This window comes from Streptomyces sp. JLBT605, assembly GCF_058215555.1.
In genome coordinates, this window is record NZ_CM177087.1 from 1,142,661 (window position 1) to 1,156,366 (window position 13,706).

Sequence of the window (13,706 nt, forward strand, 5' to 3'; positions counted from 1 at the left end):
CCGGCGCTCAGCGGCGGCGATGGAAGAGGAACGCCCCGCACAGCATCCCCACCAACCCCACCGCCAGCAGTGCCAGCCACAGCGGCATGGTGACCTCGGGGATGAGAAGCCGGATCTCCACCTGGCGGGTGTTCTCGAAGATGAAGACGAGCGCCAGGACGCCGACCACGAGCGCGCCGATCCTGGCCGGGGTGGCCAGCTCCCGCCAGCTCGTCGCACCGGCTCGGCCGGTCTTCTCTGTTCTGGGGCTCATCGCCGGACCCTCCGTGGGAGCGGAGGGCGGCGGCCGCGCCGGAAGCCGGGCCGCTCGCTGCCTCCTGGCTCCAGGATCGTCGGCCCGGCGCGCCGTGCATCCCCGCAGCCGGTCCGCTACTCCGAACGGGTGGGGTCGAGGGTGGCGCACGCCGCCGCGTAGCCGGAGCCGATGGGCCCCAGCGGCAGATCGGTCAGCGTCCAGGCGCCGACCGGCACCGGCTGCGTTCCGGTGCCCAGGTAGTCGAGCCCCGGGTCCCGGGACAGGCCCGTGCCCAGCCCCTTGAGATACGCCTCCTTACGCGTCCAGCAGCGGGCGAAGGCGGCGGGCCGGTCCGCCGGTGGCAGGGCGGACAGCTCGGCGCGCTCCCGGGGGTGCAGGCTCGGGGCTATCTGGTCGACGACCTCGACCGGCTGCAGCTTCTCCACGTCCGCGCCGATGGGCGTGGCGGCGAAGGCGAAGAGCACCAGGTCGGCGGCGTGCGAGAGGTTGAAGTGGAGCGGGGCGCCGGGGACCGCGGGGCGGCCGTGCGGCTCGCCGCAACCGGGGCAGGGCTCGCGGATGAAGGGCACCGCCGCGGGCTCCAGGTCCAGGTACGCGCCGAGCAGCTGCCGCAGCCCGGCGTGGGCGACGCGGTACCGCCGCCGGTCCTCCTCCCGGACGAACCGGGCGGCCCGCGCCCGCTCCTCGGCGTCGAGGATCTTCTCGGCCGCCTCCTCGCCGTGCTCCGCCAGGAACGCGGGGACGCTGAGCACCCAGGCTCGCGGGCCTCCCGGCCAGCCGTCGGTGACGGCGGTGGGCGGCGCGTCGCTGCCCAGCACATGGACGTCGGTCATCTGTCGCTCTCCCCCACTGAGTTGCCCTGCCGGTTGCCCTGCTGAGTCGCTCGTGCCGAGTCCCTCATGCTGTCGCGGTTGATCACGCTACCGCCCGCGGTGGCGGCGCCGGACGGCGGCCCGGTGACCGCCGCCACCGGGGCCGCGCGCGTGCGCTAGACGGTGAGGTGCAGCGCCGGGACGTCGGTGCGGCCGAGTCCGAAGATCTGGTCGTAGAGGGAGAGTTCCGCCTCCAGGGCGCGCACCATGGTCTCGGCCCGCCGGAAGCCGTGGCCCTCACCGGGGAAGGTGAGGTAGGCGTGCCGGACCCCGCGCCCCGCGATCGCGGCCAGCAGCCGCTCGCACTGCTCCGGCGGGCAGACCGGGTCCTCCACCCCCTGGAGCAGCAGGAACGGCGCGGTGACGCGGTCGGCGCGGTGCACCGGGGCCCGGTCGCGGTAGCGCTCGGGCACCTCGGCGATCGGGCCGATCAGACTCTCCAGGTAGTGCGACTCGAAGTCGTGCGTGCCGCCCATCGCCCAGCCGGTCAGGTCCAGCACCGGGTAGCTGACCGTGCCGCAGGCGTACAGCGTGGTGGAGGTGAGGGAGACCATGCTGGTCCAGCCGCCCGCGCTGCCGCCCCGGATGGCCAGCCGGGCGCGGTCCGCGGAACCTTCCTCGACCAGGGCCTCGGCGACGGCCGCGCAGTCCTCGACGTCCACCACCCCCCAGTTCTCCCGCAGCCGCTCCCGGTAGGCGCGGCCGTACCCGGTGGAGCCGCCGTAGTTGACCTCGGCGACACCGATGCCGCGTGAGGTGAAGTAGGCGATCTCCAGGTCGAGGACGAGCGGGGAGCGGTCGGTCGGGCCGCCGTGCGCCCGGACCACGAACGGCGGCGCCTCACCCTCCGGCGCGGTGTGGCCGGGGTGGTGCGGCGGATGGATGTGGGCGTGGACCTCCTGGCCGTCCTTGCCCTTGAAGACCCTCGCCTGCGGCCTGGGGTAGTAGGCCGGATCGACGGCGTCCCGGTGCTCGGCGCCGATCACCCGGGCGCGGCCGGTGCGGGTGTCCAGCTCGACGACCTCGAAGTCGGTGTGCGGGCTCGCCGCGATCCCCGTCACCCGCGTGCCGTGGGCCGCCAGCGTCGGCCACCATTCCGTCCACGGGCCCGGGACGTCGGCGAGCTCCCCGGTCTCCGGGTCGAGTATCCCCAAGGTGGTGGTGCCCAGCCCGTGGATGACCGCGATCGGGCCGCTGGCCAGTGGCAGGAACCAGCGCTGCCCGGGCCGCCACAGCGGCCCGCCGAACTCCTCGGCGCGCGGACACAGCGGGGTCCGGGGGACGGGTCCGGTGGCCGGGGCCGCGTCGGGGTCGACCCGCTGGAGGTTCCACCAGCCGCTGATGTCGGAGACGAACAGCAGGGTGCCGTCGGCCGCCCATTCGACCTGCGCCACCGCCTCCCGCGCCCGGCCCTCCTCTGGCGAGCCGGGGCCCGGGTCGCCCAGCAGCGGGCGCGCCCCGGTGAAGGCGCCGCCGGGGGTGACCTCGGCGAGCATCACCACGGTGCCGTCCCACGGCATGCGCGGGTGGTCCCAGGCGATCCAGGCCGCCCGCCGCCCGTCCGGGGAGAGCCGCGGGCCGGTCACGAACCGGTGTGCGCCGTCGGAGAGTTCGCGCACCGCGGTACGGTCGTTCGCCGCCGAACCGTCCAGCGGCACGGCGGCCACCACGCGCCGCACGTCGGACGCCGACTCGCCGGTGAACTCCTCCAGCACGCCCCATACTTCGCCCCGGTCCGGGTGGAGCGTGAGGTCCGCCCAGCGCAGCCCGCCGCCCACCGGGGAGAGGGGGGTCAGCGGCCGGGGCGCGGCGCCGCTGTCCGGCTGGTAGGCGTAGAGCCGCTGGTCGGCGAAGTGGGTGAAGACGATCAGCGGGCCCGCGCCGGCCCGCGCCGCCCCGGCCCAGGGGGCGCCGCCGTACTCCATCACGCGGCTGCGCACGTTCCACGGCGCGGGCAGCGCGGACTCCTCGGTGCCGTCGGCGCGCCGCCGGATCAGGGTGCGCCGCCCCGCCTCGGCGGGCCGCGGCGCGGTCCACCACACCTCGTCGCCGACCACTCCCACGAACTCCGGCCGGCCGTCGTGCGAGGCGGCCAGCGCGGCGTCGATCGGGGAGCTCCAGGTCCCGTAAGGGGCCGTGGACACCATCTCTCATGCCTCCTGCAGGAAGTGGTCGAGGACGCGGACGCCGAAGTGCAGCGCGTCCACCGGAACCCGCTCGTCCACGCCGTGGAAGAGCGCCGGGTAGTCGAAGCCGGGGGGGAGCTTCAGCGGCGAGAAGCCGTAGCCGAGGATGCCGAGCCGGGAGAACTGCTTGGCGTCCGTGCCGCCCGGCATGCAGTACGGGACGGGGTGGCCGTCGGGGTCGAAGCGCTGAACGGCCGCGCGCATCGCCCGGAACGTCGGGGCGTCCACCGGGGCCTGGAGCGGGACCTCCCGGTGGTGGAACTCCCACTCCACATCGGGGCCGGTCAGCCGGTCGAGGGTGGTGCGGAACTCCTCCTCGCCGCCGGGCAGCACCCGTCCGTCGACGTAGGCCGTGGCGCTGCCCGGGATGACGTTGACCTTGTAACCGGCCTCCAGCACCGTCGGGTTGGCGCTGTTGCGCACGGTCGGCTCGATGAGCGCCGCGGCCGGGCCGAGCTTGCGCAGCAGGTCGTCGACGTCGAAGCCGGGTGCGTCCGGGTCGGCCTGGAGGCCGTGCAGCGCGGCGAGTTCGGTGAGGGCGGCCCGCACCACCGGGGTCAGTCGGACGGGCCAGGAGTGCTCGCCGATCCGGGCGACGGCCGCGGCCAGGCGGCTGACCGCGTTGGCGCGGTTGACCTTGGAGCCGTGGCCCGCGGTGCCGCGGGCGGTGAGTCTGAGCCAGGCCGTGCCGCGCTCGCCGGCCCCGATCGGGTAGATCCGGCGGCCGTCGTCGGCGTGGAAGGTGAAGGCGCCCGCCTCGCTGATCCCCTCGGTGCAGCCCTCGAAGAGTCCGGCGTGCCGGTCGGCCAGGAAGCCGGAGCCGACGACCGCGCTGTCCTCCTCGTCCGCGGTGAAGGCGAGGACGATGTCCCGGCGGGGCCGCACCCCGGCCCGCGCCCAGGCACGGACCACCGCCAGGACCATCGCGTCCATGTTCTTCATGTCGACCGCGCCCCGGCCCCACACCACGCCGTCGCGGATCTCCCCGGAGAAGGGGTGCACCGCCCAGTCGGCGGGCTCGGCCGGGACCACGTCCAGGTGGCCGTGGACCAGCAGCGCGCCGGCGCCCGGATCGCTGCCCTCCAGGCGGGCCACCACATTGGTCCGGCCAGGCTCGCACTCCAGCAGGGTGGGGGCGATGTCCACCTCGCTCAGCAGCCCGGCGACGTACTCGGCGGCCGGGCGCTCCCGGCAGTCCCCGCCGCCCCGGTTGCTGGTGTCGATGCGGATCAGCTCGGAGGTGAAGCGCACCACCTCCTCCAGCGCCCGGTCGTCGATCGCGTCGTACCGGTCAGCCATACTGCTCCTCCACCGCGGCCGAGACGACGGTGGTGACGGCCTTGAAGCAGCGGATGCCCTCGTACATGGTCGGTGAGGTGTAGGCGACCCGGCGCTCCCCGCTGCGCTCCACGCCGGGCACGACGGTCGCCGCCCCCGCCAGATGCTCGGCGTCGAACTCCATCTCCACCGCGAACGGGCCGGTGTGCGCGGGCTCGTGGCGCACCGCGAGCGCCGCGGCCTCCTTGGCGGCGATCCGGATGTCGGCCGCGGTGCGGGCCGGTGGCCGGCAGATGGCCGCATACCGCGAGACGTACTCCTTGACGGCCACATGGCGGGCCCGGGGCGCGTAGCCCTCGGCGTCCCGGCAGGTGCGGTCGTCGCCCGTCACCAGCACCACCGGCACGCCGTACTCGGCGACCACCAGCGAATTGAGCAGCCCCTCACTGGCCCGCACGCCCCCGACCCACACCCCGGTGAGGGAGTTGGCGAGGTAGGTGTGCGCCAGCACGCCCTCGGTGCCGGCGCCGGTGTGGTAGCCGACGAACGCGATGCCGTCCACGTCGCCGTGTTGCACGCCCTCGACCATGCTCAGGCTCTTGTGCCGGCCGGTGAGCATCCGGGCTCTGTCGTCCAGATCCTCCAGCAGCAGATTGCGCATGTCCCAGTGCGCTTCGTTGACGACCACGTCGTCGGCGCCGCCGTCGAAGAACCCGGCGATCGCCGCGTTGACGTCGGAGGTGAACATCCGGCGGCAGCGCTCCCACTGCGGGGTACCGGGCAGTACGTCGGCCGGCCAGGTCACCCCGGTGGCGCCCTCCATGTCCGCGCTGATGAGGATCTTCATGCGCGTCACGTTACGCGCTGCGGGACCACCCGACCAGGGTTGTGGACAACCGCGGGGGCTCGTCGCATTACCGGTCAACTCGGACGGCCCACGCCGTCCCACGAATGGCCCACCATCCGCCCCGCCCGCGCGCCGTCCCGCTCCTGCCTGCCCTTCCGCCGGCCGGTCCCGCGCCCCCGCCCGGCTGTCGCTACCGACCCCGCCCCGTTGTCCCGTGTCCCGTCCTTGCGCGTCCCCGCCCGTCCAGCCCGTCCCGCCCGTCCCGCCGCCGCGTCAGATGGTCCGCGGGCTCCGGTGCGGCACGGACCGGTCCTCGTGGCCGAGTTGCAGGTCGCGCTCGGTGCGGCCGCCACCGGCGACCTGGAGCACGGTGGCCACCGGCGGATAGCCCGCCGCGATCACGGTGTACTCGCCGCCGGACAGGTCGATGAAGCGGAACGCCCCGTCCTCGGCGGTGGTCACGGTGTCCACCACGTTCCCCGCCGCGTCCAGCAGGGTGACCCGCGCGTCCGCCACCGGCCGGCCGCCACCGGCCCGTACGACACCGCGCAGCACCGCGCCGCCCGCCAGCTCGATGTCCTGCCGGGTCTCCCGGGCGGCCTGCACGGTCACCGGCAGCGCGGCGGGCCGGAAGGCGGGCGCGCTGGCGGCCAGGGTGTACTCCCCCGCCACCAACTCGGTGATGACATAGCCACCTTCACGTCCGCTGCGGGTGGAGGCCACCACCTCGCCGCGCACGTCAGTGAGGGTCACCAGGGCGTCGCGGACCGGGGTGCCGTCGGCGGTGGAGACCGCCCCGGCGAGCCGGCCCGCCCCGCCGAGCACCACGTCCAGCTCCACCGGCCGTTCGCCGACGGTCACCGTGACGGCCTGCGGCTGATGCCCGCCGGCCGCCGCGATCAGCACATACGATCCGGCGCCGGGGGTGGCCATCGCGTACCGCCCGTCCTCGCCGGTGGCTCCGCGTCCGACCTGACGGCCCATGACGTCGATCAGGGTGAGCGCCGCGCGCGGCACGGTGCTGCCGTCATGGTGGGCGACCGTGCCGCAGACCGGGGTGCCTCCGGTGACGGTAGCGGTGGCTGTGGCGGTGCCCGGCCGGTCGGCGGGCCCGTGCTCGGCGAGGCGCGGGCCGGGGACGGACTGGTCGGCGGCGGGAGCGTGTTCGGCAGGGGACACCAAGGGAATCTCCTTGAGGAGGAAGGCGAGCAGGAACCCCAGGCCGAGCACCGGCACCAGGTAGAGGAAGATCCGCGGCATGGCGTCGGCGTACGCGGCCAGATAGCCGTCGCGGAGCGCGGCGGGCAGTGCCCGCACCATCTCCGGGGTGATCGACTCGGGGTCGGGGAGCCGCCGGTCGGCGGGGAGCTCGGCCGCCAGCCGGTCGGCGAGACGGTCGGCGAGGAGGGTGCCGAAGACGGCGGCGCCGACGCTGCCGCCGATCTGCCGGAAGTAGTTGCCGGCGCTGGTGGCCACGCCCAGGTCGGCGGGGTCCGCGGAATTCTGCACGGCGAGCATCAGCACCGGCATGACCAGGCCGACGCCGGCGCCGAGGAGCGCCATCCAGAGGCTGTAGACCGGCCGCGAGGTGTCCGCTTCCAGCAGGGAGAGCAGCCCCATGCCGACCACGGCGACCGCGAAGCCCACCGGCGGGAGGAACGCGTAGCGGCCGGTCCGGCTGATCAGCGTGCCGGAGACGAGCGAGGCCAGCACGATGCCGCCCATCAACGGGAGCATCAGCAGCCCGGAGTCGGTGGCGCTGACACCGTCCACCATCTGCAGGAAGGTCGGCAGGTAGGTGGCGGCGCCGAAGAGCGCGACACCGATCACCAGCCCGATGAGGGAGGTGACGGTGAAGACGGAGTCGCGGAACAGCCGCAGCGGAATGAGGGGTTCGGCGGCGAAGGTCTCGACGACCAGGAAGAGCAGTACGCCGCCGAGGGCGCCACCGCCCAGCCCCAGGATGACCTCGGAGGTCCACGCGTACTCCGTACCGCCCCAACTGGTCAGCAGCACCAGGCAGGTGGACGCCCCGGTGAGGAACAGCGCGCCGAGGACGTCGAACCGGGCCCGCCGGGTGGGCCTGGGCAGCTTGAGGGCGACGGCGACCACGGCGAGGGTGACCAGTCCGAAGGGAACGTTGACCAGGAAGCACCAGCGCCAGGAGGCGTGATCGGTGAAGTAGCCGCCGAGCAGCGGCCCGGCGACGGAGGCGAGACCGAAGGCAGCGCTGATCAGTCCCATGTAGCGGCCGCGCCGGTGGGGCGGCACGATGTCCGCGATGATCGCCTGCACGCCGATCATCAGCCCGCCGCCGCCCACGCCCTGGATCGCGCGGGCGGTGATCAGCTGGTCCATGGTCCGCGCCCAGCCCGCGAAGGCGGAGCCGGCGACGAAGACGACGATCGCGAAGACGAAGACGCTCTTGCGGCCGATCATGTCGCCCGCCTTGCCGTAGATCGGCAGCACCACGGTCGAGGCGAGGAGGTAGGAGGTGACGGCCCACGACATCTTGTCCACGCCGTGCAGATCCCCGACCACCTCGGGAAGCGCGGTGGCGACGATGGTCTGGTCGAGGGCGGCGAGCAGCAGGGACAGCATCAGGCCGAAGAAGATCATCCGCACCCGCGCCGGGCTGAGCGGGGCCCGCGCCGCGCCGTGCCCCGAGTCCGCCTCGCCGCCCGGCCGCCGGCCCGACGCCGCGGCGCCACCCGGCTGGTCCTTGGGCTCCGCCTGACCGCCCGGCCGGTGCTGGGCCCACGCCTGGTTGTCCGGCTGGCGCTGGGACGCCGCCTGGCTGTCGGGCCAGCTCTCAGGCGCCCCCTGGCCACCCGGCAGGTATTCAGGCGCCTCCTGGCCGCCGGATCGCCGGCCTGACGCCGCGTCGCCACCCGGCCAGTGCTCGGGCGCCGCCTGGTCGTTCCCCGGCTCGGCGGGTGCCGTCCTCGGCCGCGGTGCGCCGGGCGTCCGCCGGGCCTCCGGGTGCCTGCCGCCGGCCGTCGCGGCGCGCGGGCCCGGCACCGCCGCGGCCTCCGGGCCGCCCGCCGGTCCGTGTCGTTCCGACCCGCCCGCCGGTCCGCCCCGATCCGAGCCCGTCGCCGTGCGCGCGTCCATGGCCGCACCCGGCCCGGTTGCCACCTTCCGGCCGGCCGACTCACCGCCGGTGGCCGTGCCCAGACCGGCTGGATCGGATCCGGTTGCCGTCGTCGGGCCGGCCGGCTCCGCATCGGCGGCCGTCTCCAGGACGACCTCGAGGAACCCCCCGTTGCCGACCGCGACGGGCGTGCCCGGACCGTCCTCGTCCCTGAGCAAGGTGCCCCCGCCCACGTGCCTCTCCCCTCGTCGCGCCTGCGCCGCCGCCCATTTCTCGCATTACGCGACAACCACGAGCAAGCACGACGATTCGGAGGAGAGAGGCACACAAAGCACCTTCTCCCCGGTCGGAGTGGCTACGCCGCACCCTCGCCCCGCGAGGGAAACCACCCGATCCGGTGATGTGAGAGGTTCCTCTCCGACCTACTTCTCCACCTCGGCCGCGAGCCGGTCGAGCACCTCGTCGTAGATCCGGCTCAGTCCCTTGGGCGCGAAGGTCCGCTCGAAGAAGCCGCCGACGCCGCTCGCACCGGTCCAGGTGCTGGTGACGGTGACCCGCGCCTTGCCCTCGCCGGCCGGAGTGACGGTCCAGGTGGTCACCATCGAGGAGTTGCGGTCCTTCTCGACGAGCCGGCCGTCGCTCGGCTCGGTGACCTCCAGCAGGCAGTCACGGACCCGCTTCTTCGTCGCCTGGAGCTTCCAGTGCACCAGCGTGCCCGCTCCGTCGCCGCCCTCGCGCACCTCGTACTCGCTGAATTGCCCGGGCAGCAGCTTGGCGCGGGTGCCGCGGTAGTCGGCGAGGGCGTCGAACACGTCCTCCGGCTGTCCGCTGACGATCCGCTCCGTGGTGGCCTCGACCTGCCCCATAGCTCTCCTCCTGGCTGGTGCGCCGACCGCTGAGACGACTGGGTTGGAGCGGCGGCGTCTTCGACTCGCGGCAACCCAATCACCCTCACGCTCGGCCGCCCAAATCCAGGGTTGACGCCACCTGCATTGAACATATGTTCTATTCTCGAACGTGGTCGACCACGAAAGGGGTGTGCCATGCGCTGGGACAACCTGAGCCACCGGGAGGGGGCCGCTGCCGCATCCGCCCTCTTCGGGGCGGACGAGGTCACCACCCGCACCTTCGACACCCCCGAGTTCCGGGGGATCACCTTCCACGAGGTCCGGGCGCGGTCGATCGTCAACCGGGTGCCCGGCGCCTCCCGGATGCCCTACGAGTGGACGGTGAATCCCTACCGGGGCTGCACCCACGCCTGCGTCTACTGCTTCGCCCGCAAGACGCACAGCTACCTCGACCTCGACACCGGACTCGGCTTCGACTCCCAGATCGTGGTGAAGGTCAACGCCCCGGAGCTGCTCCGCCGCGAGCTGGCCGCTCCCCGGTGGCGCGGCGAGCACATCGCGATGGGTACCAACGTCGACTGCTACCAGCGCGCCGAGGGGCGGTACCGGCTGATGCCGGGGATCCTCTCGGCGCTGACCGAGTACCGCAATCCCTTCTCGATCCTGACCAAGGGGACCCTGATCCTGCGCGATCTGGAGCTGCTGCGGACGGCGGCGCGGCGGACCGAGATCGGCGTCTCGGTGTCCGTCGGCTTCACCGACGGGGAGCTGTGGCGCACCGTCGAGCCGGGCACCCCCTCCCCCGAGCGGCGGCTGGACGTCGTGCGCACCCTCACCGACCACGGCATCCCGTGCGGTGTGCTGATGGCCCCGGTCATTCCGTATCTGGGCGACGATCCGGCCCAGTTGCGGGCCACCGTCCGGGCCATCGCCGCGGCCGGCGCCACCTCGGTGACCCCGCTGGTGCTGCACCTGCGGCCGGGCGCCCGGGAGTGGTTCATGACCTGGCTGGCCCGCCGCCATCCGCGTCTGGTGCGCCGGTTCGAGGCGCTGTACGCGGACGGCGCGTACGCCCCGAAGGGGTATCAGCGGCGCATCACCCGGCAGGTACACGAGCTCGCCGCCGAGTACGGCATCGGCCCCGCGCGGGCCGGGGCCGCCCGGGGCATCCCCGAGCACCGGCCCGAGCCCGAGGCCGCCCAGCCCACCCAGCCCACCCAGCTGACGCTGCTGTGAGCGGCCAGGGCCGGTGACCGGCCCGCGGAGGCTCTCCCCCAGTCGGGCGCCTGGCCAAGCCCACGCCACAGCAGCGGGGCCCGGTGCCTGACTGAGGCCGGTATCCCTCGAACCGGGTGCCTGGCCAAGGCCGCGCCGGCGCGCCGGCGCCGGGTGCCCGGCTAGGGCCGGGTGCCCGGTCGGGGGCGCAGGCCGGGGCGGCCGTGGGAGGCCGGGGCCCCGGCGCGCGCTCCGCGCTGCGGTGGCGGGCCGGGCCGGCCGGGCGGCTCCCGCTTGATCTCCGTCCCGGACTCGGCGCGGGCCAGCGCCGCGGACGCCGCGGCGGTCAGCTGGGGATAGGAGCTGGCCACGGTGAGCACCGGGATGGCCCGCGGGTCGCCGAGCGCCCCCAGCCCCTCCACACAGGCCCGGGCGATCGGCCAGTGGTGGTCCCGTGCGGACAGCAGCCGCTCCAGGGTGGCGATCAGCGCGGGCACCGCCTCGGGGGCGCGCAGCTCGACCAGCAGCCGGATGGGGTGCAGGGCGTAGTGCGTGCGCACCGGATTGGTGGCGAGGGCGGCGGCGGCGCGGGCGGTGCGCGGGTCGCCGAGCCGGGCGAGGGCGCGGGCGGCGGTCACGCAGCGCACCGGGTCGCGGTAGTTGAGCATCAGTACCAGGGTTTCGAAGGCGCGCCGGTCCCCCGCGCTGCCCAGCACGTAGGCGGCGGTCTCCCTCGCCCACAGCGGCTGTTCGGGCGCGACCAGGACACGGGCGAGCTTCTCGCGCGCGGCCGGGGTGCGGTCCCGCACGAGAGCCAGCAGCGCGGCGTACGCGGCGGTCTCCTCAGGGGACGTGAGCGATGCTCGCACCCTGTCGGCCAGTGCGCGGAAGTCGTCTTCCATGACCCGATCCCTCCCCGGTGCTGTGCGTTGTGGCGCGTGCCACAACGCAAGAGTCGTAACGAGCTCTGGCGTTGCTGGTTACCCGCGAGTTAAGCTCCCGGCCACGAGCAGCACTCGTGCTCGGGCGGCCTGGTGACGCAGCCGCCGAGAGTGACGTCGGTTCGGCACTCGATCACGCACACGGCACGGCCCCGGGACAGGGCCCGCCGCAAGCCTTCTTCGCGGGTTTCTACGACCAGTGGTGCCCGCCCAGAAGCGCCTGACTCCCTTTCCGGCGAACGCCCGTGGCGGTTTCGCCGGATCCGGAGCCCTCCTCAGCCGTCACCTTTCCCCATGTCCGGGGAACACCCTTACGGAGTCACGTGATGGGCACGTCGTCCACCCCTGAATCCCCCTCCACCCCCGAACCCTCCGCCTCCTCGGCCGCCGGCCTGCACACCGTGGCCGTCGTCGGTCTCGGCACCATGGGCGCCGGCATCGCCGAAGTGCTGGCCCGCTCCGGCCGCCAGGTGATCGGCATCGACATCAGCGCCGCCGCGGCCGGGCAGGCCGTCGCCGCGCTGGAGACGTCCACCGCCCGCTCGGTGAGCCGGGAGCGCATCACCGAGCAGGAGCGGAAGGAGATCCTGGCCCGCTTCCGCACCTCGGGCGAGCTCGCGGCCGCCGCCGACGCCGACCTGGTCATCGAGGTGGTGCCGGAGGACTACGACCTCAAGCACGCGGTGTTCACCGGCCTGGACGCGGTGGTGCGCCCGGAGACGATCCTGGCCACCGGCACCAACGCGCTGTCGGTGACCCGGCTGGCCGCCGACTCCGCCCGCCCCGAGCGGGTGCTGGGTCTGCACTTCTTCAACCCGGCGCCGGCGATGAAGCTGGTCGAGGTGGTGTCCTCGGTGCTCACCGCGCCGGCCGCGGTCGCGGCGGTCACCGAGCTCGCCCGCGAGCTGGGCAAGGAGCCGGTGGCGGTGGGCGACCGGCCGGGGTTCGTGGCCGACGGGCTGCTCTTCGGCTACCTCAACCAGGCCGCGGCGATGTACGAGTCGAAGTACGCCACCCGTGAGGACATCGACGCCGCGATGCGGCTGGGCTGCGGCCTGCCCATGGGCCCGCTCGCCCTGCTGGACCTGATCGGCGTCGACACCGCCCGTACCGTCCTGGAGGCGATGTACGCCGAGTCCGGCGACCGGCTGCACGCCCCGGCGCCCATCCTCGGCCACCTCAGCGAGGCGGGCCTGACCGGCCGCAAGGCGGGCCGCGGCTTCTACAGCTACCAGGAGCCGGGCAGCGCGGAGGTCGTGCCGGACGCCCTGACGCCGGCCGGCGCCGACGCGCTCGGCGCGGGCCGCGCCGTGCGCAGCGTGGGTGTCGCGGGCTCGGGCACCATGGCCAGCGGTATCGCCGAGGTCTTCGCCAAGGCGGGCTACGCGGTGGTGCTGGCGGCGCGCAGCGACGAGAAGGCCGAGGTGGCCAAGGCCCGGATCGCCAAGTCGCTCCAGCGCTCGGTGACCAAGGGGCGGATGACGGCCGAGGCCCGGGAGGAGACGCTGGCCCGGATCACCCCGGCCGGGTCGCTGGACGCCTTCGCCGAGGTGGATCTGGCCGTGGAGGCGGTCGCGGAGGACCTCGCCGTCAAGCAGCAGCTGTTCGCGACGCTGGACACGATCTGCAAGCCCGGCGCGGTGCTGGCCACCACCACCTCCTCGCTGCCGGTGATCGCCTGCGCGCGGGCGACCTCGCGGCCGCAGGACGTGATCGGGATGCACTTCTTCAACCCGGCGCCGGCGATGAAGCTGGTCGAGGTGGTGCGGACCGTCCTGACCTCCGACGAGGTGCACGCCACGGTGCGCGCGGTGTGCGCCCAGGTCCGCAAGCACCCGGTGGACTGCGGGGACCGGGCCGGGTTCATCGTGAACGCGCTGCTGTTCCCGTACCTGAACAACGCGGTGAAGATGGTCCAGGAGCACTACGCCTCGCTGGACGAGATCGACGCGGCGATGAAGCTGGGCGGCGGCTACCCGATGGGTCCGTTCGAGCTGCTGGACGTGGTCGGGCTGGACGTGTCGCTCGCCATCGAGCAGGTGCTGCACCGGGAGTTCCGGGAGCCGGGCCTGGCGCCGGCCCCGCTGCTGGAGCACCTGGTCGCGGCGGGGTGCCTGGGGCGGAAGACCGGCCGCGGCTTCCGCGAGTATGCGAAGGTCTGACCCGGGT

The 13,706-nt window shown here is 74.1% G+C and carries 10 protein-coding genes; 2 read left to right on the forward strand and 8 right to left on the reverse strand.

Annotation, left to right across the window (positions count from 1 at the left end; genetic code table 11):
- Window positions 1–7: 7 nt before the first annotated feature.
- The 7 genes from AC4BDD_RS05340 to AC4BDD_RS05370 all read right to left on the reverse strand — a co-directional run bounded on the left by AC4BDD_RS05340 (window position 8) and on the right by AC4BDD_RS05370 (window position 9,399).
- A complete protein-coding gene (locus tag AC4BDD_RS05340) occupies window positions 8–253 on the reverse strand; it encodes a LapA family protein (protein ID WP_490689804.1) in 246 nt (81 codons plus the stop codon).
- Between the two features lie 116 nt (window positions 254–369).
- On the reverse strand, window positions 370–1,089 hold the full coding sequence (locus AC4BDD_RS05345; protein ID WP_490689805.1) for a 4'-phosphopantetheinyl transferase family protein: 720 nt from the start codon (window positions 1,087–1,089) through the stop codon (window positions 370–372).
- 155 nt (window positions 1,090–1,244) lie between these two features.
- Window positions 1,245–3,275 carry a S9 family peptidase gene (locus AC4BDD_RS05350; protein WP_490689806.1) on the reverse strand — a complete coding sequence of 677 codons (2,031 nt, stop codon included), beginning with the start codon at window positions 3,273–3,275 and terminating at the stop codon, window positions 1,245–1,247.
- A 3-nt stretch (window positions 3,276–3,278) separates the two neighbouring features.
- Window positions 3,279–4,613 carry a M20/M25/M40 family metallo-hydrolase gene (locus tag AC4BDD_RS05355; protein WP_490689807.1) on the reverse strand — a complete coding sequence of 445 codons (1,335 nt, stop codon included), beginning with the start codon at window positions 4,611–4,613 and terminating at the stop codon, window positions 3,279–3,281.
- Entirely contained in the window at window positions 4,606–5,439 is an 834-nt protein-coding gene (locus AC4BDD_RS05360; protein WP_490689808.1) for a M55 family metallopeptidase, read from the reverse strand. The genes AC4BDD_RS05355 and AC4BDD_RS05360 overlap by 8 nt, the downstream gene beginning before the upstream one ends.
- Before the next feature lie 273 nt (window positions 5,440–5,712).
- Entirely contained in the window at window positions 5,713–8,553 is a 2,841-nt protein-coding gene (locus AC4BDD_RS05365) for an MFS transporter (protein ID WP_490691671.1), read from the reverse strand.
- Between the two features lie 402 nt (window positions 8,554–8,955).
- Entirely contained in the window at window positions 8,956–9,399 is a 444-nt protein-coding gene (locus AC4BDD_RS05370) for an SRPBCC family protein (protein ID WP_490689809.1), read from the reverse strand.
- 177 nt (window positions 9,400–9,576) lie between these two features.
- On the opposite strand from AC4BDD_RS05370, the gene AC4BDD_RS05375 reads away from it, so the two are divergent.
- Window positions 9,577–10,617 carry an Rv2578c family radical SAM protein gene (locus tag AC4BDD_RS05375; RefSeq protein WP_490689810.1) on the forward strand — a complete coding sequence of 347 codons (1,041 nt, stop codon included), beginning with the start codon at window positions 9,577–9,579 and terminating at the stop codon, window positions 10,615–10,617.
- A gap of 161 nt (window positions 10,618–10,778) precedes the next feature.
- Here the strand turns inward: AC4BDD_RS05375 and AC4BDD_RS05380 are convergent, their stop codons facing one another.
- On the reverse strand, window positions 10,779–11,498 hold the full coding sequence (locus tag AC4BDD_RS05380; RefSeq protein ID WP_490689811.1) for a HEAT repeat domain-containing protein: 720 nt from the start codon (window positions 11,496–11,498) through the stop codon (window positions 10,779–10,781).
- A 464-nt stretch (window positions 11,499–11,962) separates the two neighbouring features.
- Between AC4BDD_RS05380 and AC4BDD_RS05385 the strand changes: the two genes are divergently transcribed.
- Window positions 11,963–13,699, forward strand: coding sequence for a 3-hydroxyacyl-CoA dehydrogenase family protein (locus AC4BDD_RS05385; RefSeq protein WP_490691672.1), 1,737 nt, complete (start codon window positions 11,963–11,965; stop codon window positions 13,697–13,699).
- Window positions 13,700–13,706 lie beyond the last annotated feature (7 nt).